Here is a 21,247-nt window from a genome sequence, read left to right as displayed (position 1 = left end):
CCGCGGAGATATAACTATGACGGACAATAAAGCAGCGAAACGATCTTCCCCCAGCGTGCGCAGCATGTCCGCACGGTTGGCACGGTCTCTCACTTCCGGGAAAGTAAAGATTAAACCTGTTCTTGAACCACTGATGTCTATCCACCGGGAGTTTCACCCGAAGGCAGATGCGGACGTTATTAACCGTGCGTATCAGACGGCAGAACGCCTACACGAAGGCGTTACACGGAATTCGGGTGATCCGTATATCACGCATCCGCTAGCGGTAGCTACAATTGCTGCAGAGATTGGTATGGACACCACCACAGTGGTAGCTGCTTTATTGCACGATACGGTCGAAGATACCGATTATTCGTTGGATGATCTCACCCGCGATTTCGGCGGGGAGGTTGCTCGGTTGGTCGACGGGGTAACCAAGCTAGACAAATTAGCTTTTGGCAGCGGTGCTGAGGCGGAAACGATCCGCAAAATGATTGTTGCGATGTCGCGGGATCCACGCGTGTTGGTCATTAAGGTTTCGGACCGGCTGCACAATATGCGCACGATGCGTTTCTTGCCGCCAGAAAAGCAAGCGAAAAAGGCTCGCGAAACATTGGAAATCATTGCTCCTTTGGCACATCGTTTGGGCATGGCCTCGGTGAAATGGGAATTGGAAGATCTTGCCTTTGCCATTTTGTACCCCAAAAAGTATGACGAGATCGTGCGGATGATTGCCGATCGGGCTCCGCAGCGTGATCGTATGTTGGCCGAGATTACCGCTGAAGTTACATCAACACTGAAAGACAACGGCATTGAAGCCGAGGTACGAGGTCGCCCAAAACATTATTGGTCGATCTATCAGAAGATGATCGTGCGTGGTCGAGATTTTGCTGAAATCTTCGATTTAGTGGGCATTCGGATTTTGGTCAATGATGTCAACAGCTGTTATGCAGCCATTGGTGTCGTCCACGGCCTTTATTCTGCTTTGCCGGGGCGTTTCAAAGACTATATCGCCCAGCCTCGTTATGGCGTGTATCAGTCGCTGCACACCACAGTGATTTCGGGTAGTGGCAAACCTTTGGAAGTCCAAGTTCGGACCCACGAGATGCATCATAATGCGGAATATGGCGTGGCTGCTCACTGGCGTTATAAAGAGTTGAAGGGTAAAAATAGCGAAAAAGATGCCGAGGTCGATCAAATGGCGTGGATGCGCCAGCTGCTTGATTGGCAAAAGGAAGCTGCTGATCCCAACGAGTTTCTCGATTCGTTGCGCTATGATCTCACGTCCAACCAGATTTTTGCGTTTACGCCGAAAGGCGACGTGATTACGCTACCGGCTGGATCCACCCCGGTTGATTTCGCTTATACCGTGCACACAGAAGTGGGTCACCGCTGCATCGGCGCTAAAGTCAATGGCAAGCTCGTGGCGTTGGAATCCAAGCTTAATTCTGGTGATCGGGTAGAGATATTCACCTCCAAAGACCCGAATGCTGGACCGTCACGCGACTGGCAGCATTTCGTCGTTTCGCCGCGGGCTCGCGCAAATATTCGTCAGTGGTTTGCGAAAGAAATGCGCGAGGTGCATCTGGAAGCTGGTAGGGATGCCCTAGCGGCGGAGATTCAGCGGGGCGGGTTGCCACTGCACAGGTTGTTTACGACGTCTTCGATGAAGCAGGTGGCCACCCAACTGCACTACCCGGATATCGATGCGCTATACACTGCGATTGGTGCTGGCCATGTGTCGGCGAAACACGTGACGAACCAGTTGATGGCCATGTTCGGCGACCAAGAAGATGCTGTGGATGCCTTGGCAGACCGCGCGCCGTGGAGCCAGCTGCTGGAATCGAAACAGCAAGCCGCTGGGCAGGAAAAAAGTGGTAGTGCGATTCTGGTCGAGGGTAACCCTGATGTGATGGCGAAGATCGCGAAGTGTTGCCAGCCGGTGCCTGGTGATGAGATTTTCGGTTTCGTGACTCGGGGTGGAGGCGTTTCCGTGCACCGGGCAGATTGTACGAATGCCATGAAGCTGCGTGATGAGCCCGAACGGGTGCTCGAGGTTGCTTGGGCCAACAATGTGGATACAGAAGGAGCATTCAGCGCGACTTTGCAGCTGGAGGCTTTGGACCGGCAGGGACTTTTGTACGAGCTGACCGGGATTTTCCAGCAGTCAAGTTTGTCGGTGTTGTCGATGAATTCGCAGTGCTCGGAAGATCACGTCGCTACCGTACGCTTTACCTTTACCGTATCCGGGAGCAAACAGCTTGGTGCGTTGATGAATACATTGCGAAATACGGAGGGTGTATTCGACGTTTACCGTGTGACTGCGTAGTAACCGCTGCCTGGCGAATGCTACGTCTCCAAGCTCTTGGCAACTACGAAGTACTACGGGAACTCAGGTGGTGAAACCACATCAGTTTTCATCGATGACATCGAACCATAACCGAAGTCGTGGGCCTGGTTCTGAGGCGAGGAAATTTGAGGTAGCCGTCATCGACTTGTCGTGTTCCACGGGATTCCCAGTTTCGGCGCCACAATCTCGCACCTTTGTTGCAACGAAAGATTCTCTGTCAGGGTGCGGTCCTCTACAAGCCGGCTAACGCGGTCCTTGGCATCCTGATCGAATTTCTTGAGCATAGTCCAGATTTTCCTTCTGCTCAAACTGAACACAACCTGGGGCACTTCACAAAACCTGGGGTACTTCATTTGCCCCTTGCATATGAGGCATCGTGGTCTGTTTCGTGTCATTGAAAAGCACACCAGCAAGCTGCTAGCACATGTAGGTGCCGTTCTGGGGTAGTGAACGAAAATGGACCAGAAAAAGGTAGTGAAGCATACGTAAACTGCCCGGTAAGTAGCTCAAGCAATACTTACCGGGCAGATTGTTTTGACTTTGACTCGACAACCAGTTAGCGGGATTTAATAATCAGTCGCCGGTGAGTCTGAAGCTGGTTATCCTCGGTTCAGCAATTTCTTCAAGAAGTCCAAGTTCAGTTCGGAAGAGCCGCCAGTCTTCTCGTCTTTGTCGCTCTTGCTGGTTTTGTCAGACTCGTCTTTGTCGTTGCTAGACGAGGATCCCAAAAGTTTCCCGATGCTGAACTTTGAATCTTCCGTCTTGGTTTCCTGTGCTTCCTTGGTTGCTTCGGTTGCTTCTGCTTCCTTGGTTTCCTCTGCTTCCTTGGTTACCTGTGCTTCCTTGGTTTCCTGTGCTTCGTCAGCAAAAGCTGGTGTGGCGGTCAACATGGTGGTTGCTAGTGCGAAAGCGCTAGCTCCAGCGAGTACTGACTTGCGTGGGAAGGATTTCATTGTTCCTAGTCCTTTCGGATTGAAGTTGCGTAGGGCACAACCAGGATAACTTAGCAATGGGTATCCTTGCAACGGTTTATCTTAAAGGACATTAGGTGCTCAGGAACCCTGTACGATAGCTTTTTTAATCCGTACTTCTTCGGCAGGTGAACCATCACCGGAGCCGCTTTCCGTACCAGCTTCCGCGACGCTGTCCAGGGTTTTCAGGCCCTTATCGTCGATTTGTCCGAAGTAGGTGTAGTTGGCCTGCAGTGGTGAGTCTTCGTAGTTCAAGAAGAACTGCGAACCATTGGTGTCTGCACCTGCATTGGCCATTGCGATGGACCCGCGTGGGTAGATGACCTGACTGGATGCTGCTTCGTCGCCAAGCTCATCTGTGGGGTATTCGTTTGCGAACTGGAAACCTGGTCCACCGGAGCCCTGACCGGTCGGGTCTCCGCACTGCAGCACGTGGATTCCTTCGGTGGTCAGACGGTGGCAAACGGTGTCGTCGTAATAACCGGCGCTCGCTAGATGCTCGATTGCGTTTACCGTGCATGGAGCGACTTCGCGGTCTAGTTCCATACCGATGTCACCTTGGGAGGTCTCCAGGGTGACAGTGACATTTCCGCGGGCAGAGACATTATCTGTTTTGGGTAGACCGGCATCGTCTGTAGCAGTCTCACCTTTGTGTTCGTTATAAGTACAAGTGACAGTTTTTGGAAGCTGCTCGCTACGCTCCAGTGCAAGTGCCTCTGCCTCTGGAGTGGTGGTTTGTTCCTCGGCTGTAAGGTCTGCGTCATCGCCATCACGAGTTGCCAATAGCCAGATGCCACCGACGAGTACGACAATCGCCAGAGCTGCGACTGCGGCGACTCCGACTGGGCGCGATTTTTCTTTTCGTTCGCGCGATTTCAAGGACTTTTCGAGTTTGTCGAGCGCCTCGGCACCTCGTTGTTTGTTGCTGTGTTGTGTATCCACTGTTGAACTTTCTAGTAGCGGTAATTGTGCTCAGGGGCCTGCCGAGTCAAAACCGTTGAAGACCCGGGCATGAGTACAGATGGTATAGCGGTCTGTGCGGAATTTTAACAGTGTCTGGTGTGAACTCGTGATTATGCTTTAGTGGCAGCGTGGGGTCTATGCCATTATCATGGCGGCCATGGCTATTACTAAATTCCAAGATCAAGAAACCGCAACCGTTGGTGACTTGCCAAAAGTTGGCGACAAGCTGCCTGACTTCACCATCGTTGGTTCTGACCTGAAAGAGTTCTCCCCAGCTGATTTTTCCGGCAAGAAGCTCGTACTCAATATCTTCCCGTCCTTGGACACCGGTGTGTGCGCTGCTTCTGTACGCCGTTTTAACGAAGAAGCAACGAAGCTTGACGACGCCGTGGTGCTGGGTATTTCCGCTGACTTGCCGATGGCGCACGGTCGATTCACCGATGCTGAAGGCATCGACAACGTGAAGACGGGTTCGGTGTTCCGGTCCAGTTTTGGGCAGGACTATGGCGTGCAGCTCGATGGGTCGCCGCTGAAGGGTTTGCTGGCGCGTACTGTTATCGTGACCGATGCTGATCACACGATTACTCACGTGGAGCTGGTCGACGAAATCACCACCGAGCCAAATTATGACGCTGCATTGGAAGCGCTGCAGAACTAACTATGATTTGTCGTTAACCGCTGCCTACTGACTGTTGGTGAGATATGTAGAATCCGGACATGGAGATTTCCGGATTCGCTGCAGGCCCCTATCAAACCAATTGTTATATCGTTTCCGAAAACGGACACGCGATTGTGGTTGATCCGGGAATGCACTCTTTTGACCGTGTCGTTGTTGCAACACAGTCGTTGCAACTCGATGCGGTTTTTCTTACCCATGGGCATTTTGACCATACACGGTGTGCTGGCGATTTAGCCAGAGAATTTGATATCCCAGTTTATATCCATGCTGCCGATGAATTGTGGCTTGGTGATATGTCGGCGCTGCCACAACAAATGCAGGCACTTTTCGACGTTGCCAATATGGTTCCGATTGCTGATCTGCGTACTATCGGTAGCGCTGAAGCTTGTACCGCTGATAACGTGCGTGATGAACTCGGCACGATAGAATTTTTGGGGCGCGAGTTTTTTGTGTTGCATGCACCAGGGCATTCGCCTGGTTGTGTGATGCTGGGTAGTGACAACATTCTGTTTTCTGGTGATGTTTTATTCCGGGGTGCGGTTGGGCGCACGGATTTGCCGTTTTCTGACCCGCAAGCGATGAATACCTCATTGCGGGAGGTCGTCCTGAACCTGCCGGATGATCTGCATGTGCTACCTGGTCACGGACCAGCCACGACCATGAAGCATGAGAAATCTACCAATCCATTCCTGGCACAGTTAAGGGGCTAAACTGGTTTGCCGTGAGTACTTCGAAATTCAAAGCAGCAGCCCCGAAGGGCGTTCCGGACTATATCCCGCCGCAGTCAGCGACGTTTGTGAAAGTGCGCGATACGTTAGTGCATCACGCGCGGCTTGCGGGATTTGAGCACATTGAGCTTCCGATTTTTGAAGACACCCAGTTGTTCGCTCGCGGTGTGGGCGAATCCACGGACGTTGTTTCTAAGGAAATGTATACATTCGCCGATCGAGGCGACCGTTCTGTGACATTGCGCCCGGAGGGTACCGCCGGTGTTGTGCGTGCGGTCATCCAGCATGGAATTGACCGTGGCCCCCTGCCCGCGAAATTAGTCTATAACGGTCCGTTTTTCCGTTATGAACGCCCGCAAGCAGGCCGCTACCGGCAGCTGCAGCAGGTTGGCGTTGAAGCGATTGGCGTGGATGATCCAGCGCTTGATGCTGAGGTTATTGCTATTGCCGATCGTGCCTATAAAGCACTGGGGTTGCGTGGATACCGGCTGGAGATCACCAGCCTAGGGGATCACAATTGTCGTCCGGCATATCGGGAGAAATTGCAAGAATTTTTGTTCCAGCTTGATCTCGATGATGAGACCCGCAAGCGCGCAGAAATTAATCCTTTGCGAGTTTTGGACGATAAACGCGAGGAAGTCCAGCGTCAGCTTGTCGATGCACCGTTGATGATTGATCACCTCAATGATGAGTGCCGCGCGCATTTTGATGCGGTGACCGGCTACTTGGATGATATGGGCATCGACTACACGATTAACCCGCGTATGGTTCGGGGATTGGATTACTATACGAAGACGTGTTTCGAGTTCGTCCACGATGGTTTGGGTGCACAATCGGGTATCGGCGGCGGTGGACGCTATGATGGCCTGATGGCGCAGCTTGGCGGTCAGGAATTGTCGGGCATTGGATTTGGCCTCGGCGTGGATCGCGCACTCTTGGCTTTGGAAGCGGAAGGTATCACGCTGGAAGGTACTGAGCAACGGGTGGAAGTCTTTGGCGTCCCGCTTGGTGAAACGGCAGGCACCCGAATGCCAATCGTGCTGAACTCTTTGCGGCAGATCGGCATTTCTGCGGATATGGCATTTGGCGGCAAGGGCATGAAGGGCGCTATGAAAGCGGCCAACCGGTCTGGAGCAGCATATGCGCTGGTCCTGGGGGAGTCCGAGCTTGCCGACGGTGTTGTGGCTGTCAAAGATCTGGCAGCGCACGAGCAAACCGACGTTCCAGCATCTGAGCTGGAACAGTGGCTGTTAAACAAACTGCGCTAGCATTCCACCTGGCTGACGGTAAAACCGAGGGTTTTCGCAAGGCCGCCGATGGATGTCTCCTTGTATTTTGAGAGCATATCGCGGCCGGTTTCGGCCATGGTCTCAATGGCGTTGTCGAGCGTGACGTGGTGAGTACCTTCACCGATCTTAGCAAGTCGGGCAGCGTTGATTGCTTTGACTCCACCAATCGCGTTGCGCTCGATGCATGGAATCTGCACTAGTCCACCAACCGGGTCGCAGGTTAAGCCGAGGTTATGCTCAAGCGCAATTTCTGCTGCGTTTTCTATCTGGGCGGGGCTGCAGCCAAACAAGTGCGCCATTCCGGCAGCCGCCATCGCCGACGCAGAGCCTACTTCGCCTTGGCAACCGACTTCTGCGCCGGAAATAGATGCATTCTGCTTGATGATCATGCCGATTGCGCCGGCAGTCAGCAGATAGCGCCGAGCAGATTCGTGGGTGAAGTGTGGCTGGAAGTCGCGGGCATAGTGCAATACCGCCGGGATGATGCCACAGGCGCCGTTGGTGGGCGCAGTGATCACGCGGCCACCGGCTGCGTTTTGTTCGTTCACTGCCAACGCATAGAGGTTTACCCAGTCCATTGCATGAAATCCGTGCGAGGTATCGTGGCCGCCGTCGAGAAGTTGTTGATAGACCTGGTGTGCACGCCGAGGCACGTGCAGTCCACCGGGTAGGTGACCTTTGGCTGCGATGCCTTCGGTGACACAGGAACGCATTACTTTCCATACGGTGAACAGGTGGTCATTGACAAAGTCTATGCCGCCGTCGTTGTGGTGGAGTACCTTTTCATTCGCCTCGACGAGTTGCCAGATCTCTAAGCCCGATTCTTCGCACATACGCAGAAGTTCTTCACCGGAGCTAAAAGGATAGGGTACCTCTGATTCGCCATCTACCGCTGCCATACCGGCGGGTACTTCATCGTCTTTTTCCACTTCGGCATCGAGTTCTTTGCGGGAGAGGATAAACCCGCCGCCGACTGAGAAATATTCGGTGCCGTCGGCTACACATTCGCCCTTGTTATCCCAGGCGCTGAATACAACGGCATTGGGGTGCTGAGGTAGCGGCTCGTTAATGAATTCAAGTTCGTAGTGTATTTCGCCATCTGGGCCCTGTGCAGTGCCCGTCGCTGGGATGGGGTGATCTGCGCGTGGCTCGGCATCAAGGGGGACGTCGAGCGGATCCCAACCAACTAGGCCCAAGATAACAGCGCGGTCACTAGCGTGACCCCGGCCAGTGGCAGCGAGGGATCCTCGTAGCTGGGCCTTCACACGGTGTGGGGTGGCCGGGAGGGAATTGACGAAGGTTTTCGCCGCGCGCATGGGGCCGACCGTGTGCGAGGATGACGGGCCAATCCCGATCGAAAATATATCAGTCACGCTAATAGTCATAGAAGTGCTCCTTTTCCTTATCGCTCCCCAAAAGCAGGAGGGTCTTGGAGTGATCAGGACGACGCTTGTTTGTTCAACAATTTGCTGGGAATGCTTCCCTAGTCTACGTGCCAACGTTGTGGGCTAGCTAGGGTATTTGGGCAACACGGTACTAGCTCGGCAAAAAATTAAAGCACCGCCTCGCCTGAAAGACACTCCCAGGCCGCACCTGCACGGGTTAAACTGCGGGGCTGAAACAATGTAGGATTGGGAACAGTTTCATTCAGGCTCAGTGCTGTCGGTCACGCTGTAATCCTGGCTTGCTGCATCTTTCGGCAGTGCGCCAGGCTGCTGCGCGGCTGGCGATATCTTTGGAGTATTACACGCACAAGAGCCACCCGACCCGCATGGAAGGATCTTCGATAATCGTGCTGCGCACACATTCAGCAGGCCAGCTTGGCAAAAATCTCGCAGGGGACTCGGTGACCCTCGCCGGATGGGTTGCCCGACGCCGTGACCATGGAGGCGTGATTTTCATTGATTTGCGGGATCACTCCGGGTACGTACAAGCTGTTTTCCGCGATTCGCAGGTTGCCGAGCAGGCCCACACTTTACGTTCGGAATACTGCATTGAGATCACAGGTGAGGTCGAGCCCCGCCCAGAAGGTTCGGAAAACCCGAACCTGGCTTCTGGTGAGATCGAGGTAAACGTCACCGAACTCAAGGTCTTGTCGACGTCGGAAGCATTGCCGTTTCAGGTAGAAGATGCCTCATCTACTGATGTGGGGGAAGAAGCACGTTTGCGTCACCGCTACCTCGATTTGCGCCGGGGAAAGCAGGCAGAAGCGCTGAAACTGCGTTCGCGCGCCAACCAGGCCGCACGCCGCGTGCTCGAGAAGCATGATTTCTTAGAAATCGAAACTCCAACACTGACTCGTTCGACGCCAGAAGGTGCACGTGACTTCGTTGTGCCAGCACGACTGAAGCCAGGTTCTTGGTACGCGCTTCCGCAGTCGCCGCAGTTGTTTAAGCAGTTGTTGATGGTCGCCGGCATGGAGCGGTATTACCAGATCGCGCGCTGTTACCGCGATGAAGATTTCCGAGCAGACCGGCAGCCGGAATTCACGCAGTTGGACGTCGAGATGTCGTTCGTTGATCAAGAAGACGTTATTGCACTGGGTGAGGAAATCGCTGCAGAGCTGTGGAGTCTCATCGGCTACGAAATTTCTCGTCCAATTCCGCGCATCACATACGCCGAGGCGATGCGGAAATACGGATCGGACAAACCAGATCTACGCTTCGATATTGAGATCACCGAGTGCGCCGAGTTTTTCCAGGATACGTCATTCCGCGTGTTCCAGAATGAGTATGTCGGAGCCGTCGTCGTGCGTGGCGGCGCTGACCAGCCGCGTCGACAGTTGGATGCGTGGCAGGAGTGGGCCAAGCAGCGTGGTGCTAAGGGCCTAGCCTATATTCTCGTTGGTGAAGACGGGACGTTGTCTGGTCCAGTGGCGAAAAACATTACCGATGCTGAGCGGGCTGGCATCGCAGAACACGTCGGAGCGCAACCGGGTGACTGCATTTTCTTCGCCGCCGGTGATGCTCGTTCCTCACGTGCCTTGCTGGGCGCAGCTCGTAATGAGATCGCGCGCAAGTTGGGTCTCATTAAGGACGGAGACTGGTCTTTCGTATGGGTCGTGGATGCCCCATTGTTCGAGCCAGCCGAGGCCGCTGTAGCCGATGGTGACGTTGCCTTGGGCGATTCTAAGTGGACCGCAGTACACCACGCGTTTACTTCACCAAAGCCGGAATGGATTGACACCTTCGACGAAAACCCAGGTGAGGCTACCGCATACGCATACGATTTGGTCTGCAACGGCAACGAAATCGGCGGCGGATCAATCCGTATCCATAACAAGGATGTGCAGGAACGCGTGTTCAATGTCATGGGTATCAGCGCAGCAGATGCTCAAGAGAAATTCGGGTTCCTGCTGGAGGCTATGAGCTACGGAGCACCACCACACGGCGGCATTGCTTTTGGGTGGGACCGTATCGTCTCTCTGCTTGGCGGCTATGATTCCATTCGCGACGTCATCGCCTTCCCTAAGTCCGGTGGCGGCGTCGACCCATTGACTGATGCACCCGCTCCGATTTCTGCTGCGCAGCGTAAAGAAACCGGGGTTGATGTCAAACCAAAGGCGAACAAAGCCGGTGGAAGAGCCACCGAGACCGACAAAGACAAATAGGTTTTCGACCCTATCATGCGTGAATCCAGCCTCTTATACACTCGGTATAAGAGGCTTGGGTTGACCACTTCATGGAGTGACAACAGTGCCTAGCCAGGAACAATTAGTAAGCATCGCCGAAGATCTTCTCTCGCACCGTTTCGGTGGCTCACAGCGGCTCGAAGAAGTGGAAGTGCTCGCAGGTTCTGGTGAATCTACGGTGCTGCGTGCTCGCGTAGCAAGCCAACCATTCTTGCAGTATCGCACAGTGGTGTTGAAATTTGTCCCTATGACCGGTGAGGTGCTGTATGACGCCGCATTGATGCGTGAAGTGGTTGCCTATCAGTTCACCACCGCATTGCCGGAAAACGTTCGTCCTGGACCGATGCTGCTCGCGCATGATATCGACCAACGCCTCGTGGTTATGACTGATTCCGGCGACGGCGATACTTTCGACGATTTACTGGAAACCGCGAAACATGAAACGCGTGGTCATATCCTGCGTAACTTGGGTAGTTCGTTGGGCCGTATGCACGCTGGGACAGCGGAACGGGAAAACGAATTTGATATTCTCATGACCCGGATGTTGAAACAGCATCCACAGTTTGGGGAAAATCAAGGGGTCCGGGATGATGCCCTCCAGCAGTCCATCCTGTTGGGTGAGCAGATCCTGGAGCAATCAGGTTTTATTGTTCCGCAAGCTTTCCACGACGCCGCACAGATTGCTCGGCAACGTGTGGTCGGAGGGTCTGCACGCGCTTTTACACCATTTGACTTATCGCCGGATAATATTATTGTGGCCGAGCGAACGCATTTCTTGGATTATGAATGGGCAGGTTTTCGCGATGTCTCCTTTGATATCGCGTGCGTGGTTGCTGGATTTCCACAATTTGTCTTCACCCATCCAATCACCGATGAAGAAGCCGATACCTTTATTTCTGCCTGGAAGCGGGAAATTAAGGAAGTCTTCCCAAAACTGGTTGAACCGCACAACTTGCATGCGCGTGTGCTGGCTGCCCTCGTGGGGTGGGGCTTATCGACGCTTGCGACGATGTCGGCCGGAAATCTGAGTGGTGTTGTTGGCATGTTGCAGAAAGGCGAGGATATTTCCGCTGATTTAGATCAGGCGGCGGCGTTACTGCGCACTGCTTCTGCCGATAGTTTCAGTGACGATGAACTATTGGCTAGACGCGATATTTACGAGACGTTTGAAGCTATGTCGCGTTTTGGAGATAACGGCACGGAAGACACGAGTGCCGAGATTGCCGAGTTTGCCCGCAGTATTGCTCAGCGCGTCGAAAAGCCGAGCTGGAAATAATGAGTCAAGATTCGTTGTTTGGCGGAGCGTTACAAGGTGTTAACTCCACCTCCGACTACCAGGCCAATCTCGGCGTAGAGATGTATGAACGTTTTCAGGGATCTGCTCTTTTCCAATCAGGTGCAGACGCGCCGTTGGCAGCACGGATGCGGCCCGCGGACCTGCACGAAGTGCTTGGTCAAGGCCACCTACTTGATGATGGTAAGCCTCTCCGGAAACTAGTTGAAGGACAGGGACGCAGCTCTGTCATCCTCTATGGACCTCCTGGGACTGGGAAAACCACCATCGCTTCTCTCATTGCTTCGCAGATGGGGCATTATTTCGTTGGTTTATCGGCTTTGGATTCTGGCGTAAAACAAGTTCGTGAGGTTATTAGTGCTGCACGTCGTGATGCACAGCATGGGAAACGGACTGTTTTGTTCCTCGATGAGGTGCACAGGTTTTCCAAAACACAACAGGATGCTTTGTTAGCGGCTGTGGAAAATCAGACGGTGTTACTTGTGGCAGCGACGACGGAAAATCCGTCATTTGCGGTGGTGTCACCGCTGTTATCCCGCTCGTTGCTGCTGACATTGCAACCGCTCGGAAAAGCTGAAATTGCTGAATTGGTCCAGCGTGCGGTGACTGATACTCGAGGATTATCCGGTCGCGTTCGCATTGCGCAATCAGCCATTGACGATATAGTGCGCCTGGCTGGCGGTGACGCCCGCCGAGCACTGACTTATTTAGAGGCAGCGGCTGAAACCGCACAAAGCGCGGACACCGCAGAAAACGCTGAGCAGCCTGAAATCACCTCCGACATGGTTGCCGAAAGCGTCGATACCGCATTGGTTCGTTATGATCGCGACGGCGACCAACACTATGACGTTACCAGTGCTCTTATCAAATCGATTCGAGGTTCCGATGTCGATGCTGGCTTGCATTATTTAGCTCGAATGATTGAGGCGGGCGAGGATCCGCGTTTTATTGCGCGAAGGCTGGTTATTCTCGCAAGCGAGGATATCGGCATGGCGGACCCGCAATCGTTGCAGGTCGCTGTGGCTGCATCGCAGGCAGTGCAGCTTATTGGTATGCCAGAAGGAAAACTCACCTTGGCCCAAGCTGTCATCCATTTGGCGACGGCTCCGAAATCAGCAAGCGTGAATCAGGCGATCACTGATGCTTTACATGATGTGCGCGCTGGTAAGGCAGGTATGGTGCCGGCACATTTACGGGACGGCCATTATGAAGGCGCACAACGCTTAGGCAACGCGCAAGGTTATCGATATCCACACGATGATCCGCGTGGAGTTCTGGAACAACAATACATTCCAGATGAGCTCCAGGATGCGGTGTATTACCAGCCGACGGATCATGGTAATGAAAGCCGCATTTCGGAATATCTGGGCCGACTGCGTAGGTTGGTACGAGGCAAGAAATAAGCACACCGGGGCACTTAGTACACTCGGTGCTGAACGTATTAATGGCAAAGTACAGAATGTACAGTGTGTGCAAAATATACAGCACGCGCCGAGTGCTGTGTTCAGCGTGTTAGCAACGAAAAGGAATAGACATAGTGCAAACCCACGAAATTAGAGATCGTTTTACTCAGCACTTCGCCAAACGCGGCCACGAAGTGGTGCCGAGCGCCTCGTTGATACTAGACGATCCCAACCTGTTGTTTGTCAATGCAGGTATGGTTCCTTTTAAGCCGTATTTCCTGGGCCAGCAAAACCCTCCGTACGAAAATGGTACGGCGACTTCGATCCAGAAATGTGTGCGCACCCTGGATATTGATGAAGTTGGCATCACTACCCGGCACAATACTTTTTTCCAGATGGCGGGAAATTTCTCGTTTGGGCAATACTTCAAAGAGGGCGCGATTTCCAACGCTTGGGCGCTATTGACGAATTCGCTGGCCGACGGTGGCTTAGGGCTTGACCCAGAGCGTTTGTGGGTGACCGTGTATGAAACTGATGACGAGGCCGCTGAGATCTGGCACAAGGTGGTTGGCGTGCCTGCCGAACGCATTCAGCGCATGGGCGTTGAAGATAACTACTGGCACATGGGGGTTCCGGGGCCCTGTGGTCCGTGCTCCGAGATTTATTATGACCGTGGCCCAGAATATGGCTCGGAAGGCGGCCCGGCTGCTGATGAACACCGGTACATGGAAATCTGGAACCTCGTGTTTATGCAATATGAACGCGGGGAATCGACCGGATCAGGCAAAGGAGACTTCGAGATCCTCGGGGAGCTTCCTGCGAAAAACATTGATACTGGTCTAGGTATTGAGCGTTTGGCGTGTTTGCTGCAGGGCGTCGATAATGTCTATGAAACCGATCTGTTGCGACCGGTAATTACTGCGGCTGAAAAGCTGACCGGCGCCGCCTATGGGGCCGAGCAAGATAACGATGTCCGTTTCCGCGTGATTGCTGATCACTCGCGTACTGCGATGATGCTGATTTTGGATGGTGTCACGCCGTCGAATGAGGGCCGAGGTTATATTTTGCGTCGTTTGTTGCGACGCATTATCCGTTCTGCTCGCTTGCTCGGGGCACAAGGCGAGACCATCAAGACCTTCATGGCGACAGTCATGGACACGATGGAGCCGTCTTATCCAGAAATTGCCGAGAACCGAGAGCGCATTCTCGCGGTCTCATTCGCCGAAGAGCGTGCGTTTTTGAAGACTTTGGAATCGGGAACCAGCCGTTTCGATGAAACCGCACGACAACTAAACAAGCGCGGCGAGAAGGTTCTGACCGGTACCGATGCTTTCTTACTGCACGATACCTATGGTTTCCCTATCGACCTCACCATGGAGATGGCAGCAGAAGCCGGCCTTGACGTCGACATGAACGGCTTCGAGAAGGCAATGGCAGAGCAAAAGGCTCGCGCGAAGGCAGATAACAAGGCTAAGAAGAATACTCATGCAGACGAGTCTGTGTACCGCGAATGGGTCGACAACCAGCCGACAGAATTTGCTGGTTATTCGGAGCAGGCAACTAATTCAACGATTATTGGGCTAGTACGCGATGGCCAATCCGTGACGACGGCCCACAGCGGCGATAATGTCGAAGTCATTTTGGACGTTACCCCGATGTATGCTGAATCCGGTGGTCAGTTGGCCGACCGTGGAACGATTACCGCGGGTGATGCCACCGTAGAAGTCACCGACGTACAAAAAATCGCCAAGAAACTATGGGTGCACCGGGGGCAGTTGCTTGGGGGATCAATAGAGATCGGACAAACAGTAACGGCAGAATATGACCATAATTGGCGCCATGGAGCACGCCAGGCGCACACAGCCACGCACCTGATCCACGGTGCGCTGCGTGAGGTTTTGGGACCGACTGCTGTGCAGGCTGGTTCCATGAACCGTCCGGGATACTTGCGTTTTGACTTCAATTACACGGAGCAGTTGAGTCCTGCTCAATTAGAAGAAATTGCGACGATTACCAACCAGGTAGTCGACGCTGATTACCAGGTTAATACGCTAGAAACCTCGCTTGATCATGCAAAGGATATGGGTGCTCTCGCCTTGTTTGGTGAAAATTATGGCGAGCGTGTACGAGTCGTGGAGATCGCTGGTCCTTTTTCCACCGAGTTATGTGGTGGTACCCACGTCAGTCACTCATCGCAGATTGGTCCGGTTTCTGTACTTGGCGAATCATCGGTTGGCTCTGGGGCGCGGCGCATTGAGGCCTATTCTGGCTTGGATGCTTTCCGCTATTTCTCACAAGAGGCAGCACTTGCGCATGGCGTGGCACAGTCCCTGAAGGCGAAACCGAATGAGGTGCCCGAGCGGATCGAAACCTTGACGCGTAAGTTGAAAGAAGCGGAAAAGCAGGTCACCGCGTTGCGGCAACAGCAAATGGCTGCCAAAGCCGCGGAATACGCCAATGATGCGATTGAGGTTAATGGTGTTGCCGTAGTGAACGCGCAGCTTCCGTCAGAGGTCAATGGTGGTCAGCTTCGTTCTATTGCGGCCGATATCCGCAACCGGATGCAAGGCCGTCCAGCGGTCGTAGTCTTGGCTGCAGACAATGCTGGGAAAGTTCCGTTTGTGGTAGCGCTAAACCCAGAAGCAGTCGACAAGGGCTTGGCTGCAGGTAGCTTGGTGTCGATTTTTGGGGGATATGTCGGCGGTAAAGGTGGCGGTAAGCCAGATATGGCTCAGGGATCCGGCAACCAAGCAGCCGGTATTGAGCAAGGTTTTGCGGCGGTGAATGACGAGATTTCTCGGGCATAGCATGCCAAGGTTTGCTTTTACGCCTGCCGATCGCCGATTTGTTATCGTTTAGTTATAGAATAAGCGAGCATAATGGCGCATCGGCTGGTTTTTCTTGCAGCGTCACATGACTAGTGCCGTAATTTCTAATACTACTTCGGGAATGGAAAGGGAGACCGCATACGTGAGCAAACTCGAGCCAAACGCTCCCAGCGTTGATTCGCCTCGGCATTCCCAAGCAATCGAGGGGCGGCGCATCGGAATTGATGTTGGTACAGTCCGTATCGGTGTTGCCGCGTCCAATAGAGAAGCTACTTTAGCCTTTCCTGTGGAGACGGTACAGCGAGAAACTGGATTTAAGGATCGGGACCAGGAAGACATCGATCGGATTCTGGAGCTTATTTCGGATTATGATGCTGTCGAAGTCGTGGTAGGTTTGCCCCGCGATTTGCAGGCGCACGGCTCTAAGAGCGTCAAACACGCGAAAGAAATTGCATTTCGTATCCGACGCCGTCTGCGTAACACAGGCTCTACCATCCCCGTAGTGTTTGCCGACGAGCGTTTGACGACGGTAGCCGCAACCCAGGCGTTACGCGCATCTGGGGTGTCAGAAAAGGCCGGCCGATCGGTGATTGATCAGGCAGCCGCCGTGGAAATTTTGCAATCGTGGTTGGATTCACGCGTATTGGCAAGTCAGCGTGAGAACGACTCTCCGAACTAACCCAAATAAAGAAGAGATAACACACATGAGCACACAGACGCGCGTGCGCGTAAGACGCAGCATGGATCCCAAGTATGTGAAACGTCGGCAACGGGGTCTTGCTGTGCTAATCGCCTCTTTTATCCTGATTATTGGAGTGAGTGCCTATATCGCATTCAACGTCATATCCGGCAACCGAGGAGGTACTGCCGTGGATGACTACGACGGCGACGGTAACGGTGTCGTGGCGATGGTGCAGATTAAAGAAGGCGATTCGATTTCATCGCTTGGACCGGAGCTGGAAGAGCGCGGAATTGTGGCGTCGGACTCGGTCTTCCAGACGGCCGCGGCCAGTAATCCTGATGCCGGTAATGTGCAGCCTGGTTTCTACCGTTTGGAAGAGGAAATGAGTGCCCAGGCTGCCGTGGCGGCATTGCTGGACCCAGATAAACAGGTAGAACTACTTGATGTGCACGGTGGTGCCACCCTGCACGATGTGAATGTTAAGGGGGGAAACATCCGTGAAGGTATCTACACACAAATTTCCAAAGTTAGCTGCTCTGGTGGCGATGACAGTCAGTGTGTGAGTACACAGGAGTTGGAATCGGTAGCTGCCAACACCGATCCCGCAGATCTTGGTGCACCCGAATGGGCATCGGATCGTGTGCGTGAGCAAGGTGCTGATCCGAAACGCCTTGAAGGTTTGATTGCTCCCGGACAATATGTCATTGATCCGAATATGAACGCAGAAGAGATCTTGACTGATCTGGTTACGCGGACGACCAAGCGATATAATGACTCGAATATTGTTGAGAGGGCTCGTGCGATTGATCTAGCGCCTTATGATTTGCTCATCGCGGCTTCGCTGGTTGAGCGAGAGGCACCGGCGGGTGATTTCGATAAGGTTGCACGCGTTATTCTTAATCGCCTGGACGAACCTATGCGCTTGGAATTCGATTCTACAGTGAACTACGGGCTGGACGACGTCGAACTCGCGACCTCAGATGAAGACCGAGAGCGTAAAACTCCATGGAATACTTACGCAATGGATGGGCTACCGGCCACACCGATTGCAGCGCCCTCGGATGGAGCGTTGCATGCCATGGAACACCCAGCTGAAGGAAATTGGCTGTTTTTCGTCACCGTCGATGATCAAGGTACCACGGTGTTCAATGATACTTTTGAACAACATTTAGAAGATGTCGATCGTGCACTCGAATCCGGAATTTTAGACCATTATGAATAGGATCCCAGCTATGTCCAGTGTTACTTCGGACTTTCAGTTTCCGAATAATTCGGAACGGGATGTACCGCATCGTGCTGCGGTACTCGGTAGTCCGGTAGCTCATTCGCTATCGCCGGTGTTGCACAATGCCGGATACGGTGCGCTTGGCCTGAATGACTGGCACTATGATCGCATTGAAGTAGGTAAGGGACAGCTGGCCGATTTTGTGGAACAAGCTGATGACTCGTACCGCGGGTTTTCTGTTACCATGCCTGGAAAATTTGAAGCCTTGCAGCTTGCCGATCATGTCAGCGGTCGTGCCAACATGATTGGCACCGCAAACACCTTGGTGCGACGTGACGACGGGTGGTTTGCCGATAATACGGATGGCGATGGAGTGCTTGGAGCACTCGGGGAATTATTTCCGAATGAAAGTGGCTCATTATCGCATGTTGTGGTTCTAGGCTCTGGCGGTACGTCGCGGCCGGTCCTGTGGGCTCTGGGTACGTTGGGAGTTCGGGAAGTCACCATCGTTAACCGCAGCGATCGCAGTAGCGAGTGGGCGCCGCTCGCCGAGTCCATGGGTCTGGAATGGAATATTGCTACCTGGGAAGACTCATTAGAAGACTGCGACGCTATTATTTCTACAGCTCCGGCAGGCGCTGTAGCCGGCCACGAACGGCGCCTGGCACACGCACCGATCCTTGATGTTATTTATGACCCCTGGCCGACTCCATTGACGATCCAGGCAGCATCCAATGGGCATCGCAGCGTTGGTGGGCATGTCATGCTGGCACACCAGGCCTTTGGTCAATTTAGACTGTTCACAGGGCTTCCTGCCCCGAAAGAAGAAATGTGGGCTGCGCTCGATAGAGAGCTGAATTCCCAGAATCCATAAAGAATTGCTGCTTTCGGGGCGCTCGGTTTTCTCGATTGTGAGTGGGGCTACGGAAATTCCCATACCTGAGCATTCTTCGGTAGCGTAAGCAGGCATGGGGGGATATTTCGTTGTATGCGTCATTTTTCTGTGGGCGTGTGCCTTGGTTGTTTATGACTTGAAAGCTCACCGCTTGCCAAATTTTTTGACTCTTCCGGCCACGATATGTGCTCTTGGTTGGGCGTTTCAGCACTCAAATACCACCGGAATTTTGTTAGCGGCTAGTCTCTGGCCAATTCTATATCTGGTGCAGATTTGGAGCGCTGCGCTGTGGCACCGTTTATGCAAGCAATCGCATGCACGTGGCCTTGGTGGTGGAGATATTAAACTAGCAATTCCGCTTGCCATCATGGCTGCCGCGGCAGGCGGTGGGCTTGCCGTATTGCTTGCTGCAGGAATGGCATCATTGCTGAGCTTGCTCGCTGCACTGCTTCAAAGCCGGCGCTACGTTGCACATGGGCCAGCTATGATTCTGGCCACTGTGATTGTTTCAATACTGCTTGTGGAATAATAGACGGCATGCTTCGTTGGACTACCGCTGGGGAATCACATGGCCAAGCATTGGTGGCTGTGGTGGAAAATATGCCTGCACACGTCGAGCTCACTGCAGACGATATTGCGTACCAACTCGCGCGTCGTCGTTTGGGGTATGGCCGCGGCGCTCGTATGAAATTTGAAGCCGATGAGTTGAGCTTGCTTGCCGGTATTCGGCACGGAAAAACACTCGGTAGTCCGATTGCCATCATGATCGGAAACACGGAATGGCCAAAGTGGGAAACCATCATGTCCCCACACCCTGTGGATGTGAATGATCCGGATACTGCGAAAGCTCTACACTCAGGCCGCGGCGCACAGCTCACGCGTCCGCGGCCGGGACACGCAGATTTTTCCGGGATGGTGAAATATGACCACGCCGACGCCCGCAATATTTTGGAGCGTTCTTCAGCACGTGAAACGGCGGCCCGCGTCGCTTGTGCCACCGTTGCCCGTAATTTTCTTCGGCAGGTGCTTGGCGTGGAGGTTTTGTCGCATGTGATTTCTATTGGCCCGTCACAACCTTATGATGGTCCGGCGCCCCAACCAGGCGATCTCGAAAAAATTGATGCTTCACCGGTGCGCGCATTTGGAAAAGACGCTGAAGCTTCGATGATCACGGAGATTGAATCCGCGAAAAAATCCGGCGATACGTTAGGTGGAATCGTCGAAGTCGTCGTCGATGGTTTGCCAGTGGGGTTGGGCTCTCATGTTTCTGGGCAGGCTCGCCTTGATGCACGGTTGGCTGGGGCTTTGATGAGCATTCAGGCTATTAAGGGAGTGGAGATCGGAGACGGGTTTACACAGGCTCGTTCCCGCGGCTCTGAGTCGCATGATGAAATCATCCGTACAGAAACGGGATTGGAGCGCACGTCGAATCGAGCGGGTGGATTAGAAGGAGGCACCACCAATGGTGAGCAGCTGCGCCTGAAAGCTGCAATGAAGCCGATTTCGACCGTCCCCCGCGCGCTGCGGTCCGTCGATATGGAAACTGGTTCTGCGGCGACCGCGATTCACCAGCGTTCCGATGTGTGTGCAGTTCCCGCTGCTGGAGTTGTCGCAGAAGCAATGGTGGCGTTGGTATTGGCACAGGCTGTGCTGGAGAAATTTGGTGGCGATAGTGTTGCAGAAACTCGCCGTAATTTCTTGGCCTATCAACGCAGTGTAGAACAAAAACTCGCGTTCTCTGAGGATGCTACGGCTGGAGCGGGGGAGATGTAATGGGATATGCTGACAGTTCACGTCCGTCTGTCGTGCTTATTGGGCCTCCCGGTGCGGGTAAAACAACCATTGGCCGTCGATTAGCCCGCGTACTTAATCAGCAATTTGTTGACTCCGATTTTGTGATTGAGAGCAAAGCTGGCAAGACGTGTTCGGAAATTTTTGCCGAAGACGGTGAAGAAGCCTTCCGGGCACTGGAATCTGAGGTGATTGCCGAAGCACTGCAGGAGTCGGGAATTCTCGCACTTGGCGGGGGAGCAGTCACTCACGCAGGAACGCGAAGTTTATTAGACCAACAGACCGTGGTATTCGTCGATGTCAGCGATGACACCGGAATTGAGCGTACCACGCGCCCTCATAACCGGCAGCAACGGCCACTGCTTGCGGGGAAGGATGCTGATACGCGCTATCGGAATTTGATGGCCCAACGTCGGCCGTTGTATCGAGAGGTTGCTGATTATCGTGCCCGCACTGATCAACGCAGTCCGCAACAAGTAGTTGCAGACATCTTGGGGTTTTTGGAAACTTTGTAATACCGCGTGCATTTAGCCGGAAGG

Annotated in this window: 17 protein-coding genes; 14 read left to right on the top strand and 3 right to left on the bottom strand. The window is 53.6% G+C overall.

Annotated features, from left to right (window positions below; translation table 11 throughout):
- The first annotated feature begins 16 nt into the window (after positions 1 to 16).
- Positions 17 to 2,308 carry a RelA/SpoT family protein gene (locus QP888_RS00365; protein WP_284811350.1) on the top strand — a complete coding sequence of 764 codons (2,292 nt, stop codon included), beginning with the start codon at positions 17 to 19 and terminating at the stop codon, positions 2,306 to 2,308.
- Positions 2,309 to 2,928: 620 nt separating this feature from the next.
- On the opposite strand, the gene QP888_RS00360 is transcribed toward QP888_RS00365, so the two are convergent.
- The gene (locus tag QP888_RS00360) at positions 2,929 to 3,282 is read right to left on the bottom strand and encodes a hypothetical protein (protein ID WP_284811348.1); all 354 of its coding nucleotides are present in this window, start codon (positions 3,280 to 3,282) and stop codon (positions 2,929 to 2,931) included.
- 99 nt (positions 3,283 to 3,381) lie between these two features.
- Complete coding sequence (locus tag QP888_RS00355) at positions 3,382 to 4,242, bottom strand: peptidylprolyl isomerase (protein ID WP_284811346.1); 861 nt, start codon at positions 4,240 to 4,242, stop codon at positions 3,382 to 3,384.
- 178 nt (positions 4,243 to 4,420) lie between these two features.
- Here QP888_RS00355 and tpx point away from each other — a divergent pair, with 178 nt between their 5' ends.
- Genes tpx through hisS form a run of 3 tightly spaced genes read left to right on the top strand, consistent with a single transcriptional unit; the run spans position 4,421 to position 6,938 of the window.
- Positions 4,421 to 4,921 (top strand): thiol peroxidase, encoded by a 501-nt coding sequence (gene tpx / locus QP888_RS00350; protein ID WP_284811344.1) that lies wholly within the window; start codon positions 4,421 to 4,423, stop codon positions 4,919 to 4,921.
- A gap of 59 nt (positions 4,922 to 4,980) precedes the next feature.
- Positions 4,981 to 5,652, top strand: coding sequence for an MBL fold metallo-hydrolase (locus tag QP888_RS00345; protein WP_284811342.1), 672 nt, complete (start codon positions 4,981 to 4,983; stop codon positions 5,650 to 5,652).
- Positions 5,653 to 5,663: 11 nt separating this feature from the next.
- Positions 5,664 to 6,938, top strand: a complete 1,275-nt coding sequence (gene hisS / locus QP888_RS00340) for a histidine--tRNA ligase (protein ID WP_284811340.1) — start codon at positions 5,664 to 5,666, stop codon at positions 6,936 to 6,938.
- On the opposite strand, the gene QP888_RS00335 is transcribed toward hisS, so the two are convergent.
- On the bottom strand, positions 6,935 to 8,344 hold the full coding sequence (locus tag QP888_RS00335; protein ID WP_284811338.1) for an L-serine ammonia-lyase: 1,410 nt from the start codon (positions 8,342 to 8,344) through the stop codon (positions 6,935 to 6,937). The two genes, hisS and QP888_RS00335, sit on opposite strands and share 4 nt — an antisense overlap.
- 407 nt (positions 8,345 to 8,751) lie before the next feature.
- Between QP888_RS00335 and aspS the strand changes: the two genes are divergently transcribed.
- From aspS to QP888_RS00285, 10 genes are all read left to right on the top strand, one after another.
- Positions 8,752 to 10,569, top strand: coding sequence for an aspartate--tRNA ligase (aspS, locus tag QP888_RS00330; RefSeq protein WP_284811827.1), 1,818 nt, complete (start codon positions 8,752 to 8,754; stop codon positions 10,567 to 10,569).
- A gap of 85 nt (positions 10,570 to 10,654) precedes the next feature.
- Positions 10,655 to 11,866 (top strand): phosphotransferase, encoded by a 1,212-nt coding sequence (locus QP888_RS00325; RefSeq protein WP_284811336.1) that lies wholly within the window; start codon positions 10,655 to 10,657, stop codon positions 11,864 to 11,866.
- Positions 11,867 to 11,946: 80 nt separating this feature from the next.
- Positions 11,947 to 13,287 carry a replication-associated recombination protein A gene (locus QP888_RS00320; RefSeq protein WP_284811825.1) on the top strand — a complete coding sequence of 447 codons (1,341 nt, stop codon included), beginning with the start codon at positions 11,947 to 11,949 and terminating at the stop codon, positions 13,285 to 13,287.
- 134 nt (positions 13,288 to 13,421) lie between these two features.
- Positions 13,422 to 16,094, top strand: coding sequence for an alanine--tRNA ligase (gene alaS, locus QP888_RS00315; protein WP_284811334.1), 2,673 nt, complete (start codon positions 13,422 to 13,424; stop codon positions 16,092 to 16,094).
- 142 nt (positions 16,095 to 16,236) lie between these two features.
- Positions 16,237 to 16,794: a Holliday junction resolvase RuvX gene (gene ruvX / locus QP888_RS00310; protein WP_502869075.1), complete on the top strand. Its 558-nt coding sequence runs from the start codon at positions 16,237 to 16,239 to the stop codon at positions 16,792 to 16,794.
- A gap of 25 nt (positions 16,795 to 16,819) precedes the next feature.
- Positions 16,820 to 18,019, top strand: coding sequence for an endolytic transglycosylase MltG (mltG, locus tag QP888_RS00305; protein ID WP_284811330.1), 1,200 nt, complete (start codon positions 16,820 to 16,822; stop codon positions 18,017 to 18,019).
- Between the two features lie 10 nt (positions 18,020 to 18,029).
- A complete protein-coding gene (locus tag QP888_RS00300; protein ID WP_284811328.1) occupies positions 18,030 to 18,896 on the top strand; it encodes a shikimate dehydrogenase in 867 nt (288 codons plus the stop codon).
- 94 nt (positions 18,897 to 18,990) lie between these two features.
- Positions 18,991 to 19,446, top strand: coding sequence for a prepilin peptidase (locus QP888_RS00295; protein ID WP_284811325.1), 456 nt, complete (start codon positions 18,991 to 18,993; stop codon positions 19,444 to 19,446).
- 8 nt (positions 19,447 to 19,454) lie between these two features.
- Positions 19,455 to 20,690, top strand: coding sequence for a chorismate synthase (gene aroC, locus QP888_RS00290; protein WP_284811323.1), 1,236 nt, complete (start codon positions 19,455 to 19,457; stop codon positions 20,688 to 20,690).
- Positions 20,690 to 21,223, top strand: a complete 534-nt coding sequence (locus tag QP888_RS00285) for a shikimate kinase (protein WP_284811321.1) — start codon at positions 20,690 to 20,692, stop codon at positions 21,221 to 21,223. Before aroC ends, QP888_RS00285 begins: the two co-directional genes overlap by 1 nt.
- Positions 21,224 to 21,247: the final 24 nt, after the last annotated feature.

This window comes from Corynebacterium sp. MSK297 (assembly GCF_030232885.1).
Classification (GTDB): Bacteria; Actinomycetota; Actinomycetes; order Mycobacteriales; family Mycobacteriaceae; genus Corynebacterium.
This window is presented reverse-complemented; position numbering and strand designations above follow the sequence as displayed.

Excerpts from the sequence above, each read along its gene's own strand:
- QP888_RS00365 (WP_284811350.1), top strand. The coding sequence starts at position 17 with ATGACGGACAATAAAGCAGCGAAACGATCTTCCCCCAGCGTGCGCAGC.
- QP888_RS00360 (WP_284811348.1), bottom strand. The coding sequence starts at position 3,282 with ATGAAATCCTTCCCACGCAAGTCAGTACTCGCTGGAGCTAGCGCTTTC.
- tpx (WP_284811344.1), top strand. The coding sequence starts at position 4,421 with ATGGCTATTACTAAATTCCAAGATCAAGAAACCGCAACCGTTGGTGAC.
- QP888_RS00345 (WP_284811342.1), top strand. The coding sequence starts at position 4,981 with ATGGAGATTTCCGGATTCGCTGCAGGCCCCTATCAAACCAATTGTTAT.
- QP888_RS00335 (WP_284811338.1), bottom strand. The coding sequence starts at position 8,344 with ATGACTATTAGCGTGACTGATATATTTTCGATCGGGATTGGCCCGTCA.
- QP888_RS00320 (WP_284811825.1), top strand. The coding sequence starts at position 11,947 with ATGTATGAACGTTTTCAGGGATCTGCTCTTTTCCAATCAGGTGCAGAC.
- ruvX (WP_502869075.1), top strand. The coding sequence starts at position 16,237 with ATGGAAAGGGAGACCGCATACGTGAGCAAACTCGAGCCAAACGCTCCC.
- mltG (WP_284811330.1), top strand. The coding sequence starts at position 16,820 with ATGAGCACACAGACGCGCGTGCGCGTAAGACGCAGCATGGATCCCAAG.
- QP888_RS00300 (WP_284811328.1), top strand. The coding sequence starts at position 18,030 with ATGTCCAGTGTTACTTCGGACTTTCAGTTTCCGAATAATTCGGAACGG.
- QP888_RS00295 (WP_284811325.1), top strand. The coding sequence starts at position 18,991 with ATGGGGGGATATTTCGTTGTATGCGTCATTTTTCTGTGGGCGTGTGCC.
- aroC (WP_284811323.1), top strand. The coding sequence starts at position 19,455 with ATGCTTCGTTGGACTACCGCTGGGGAATCACATGGCCAAGCATTGGTG.
- QP888_RS00285 (WP_284811321.1), top strand. The coding sequence starts at position 20,690 with ATGGGATATGCTGACAGTTCACGTCCGTCTGTCGTGCTTATTGGGCCT.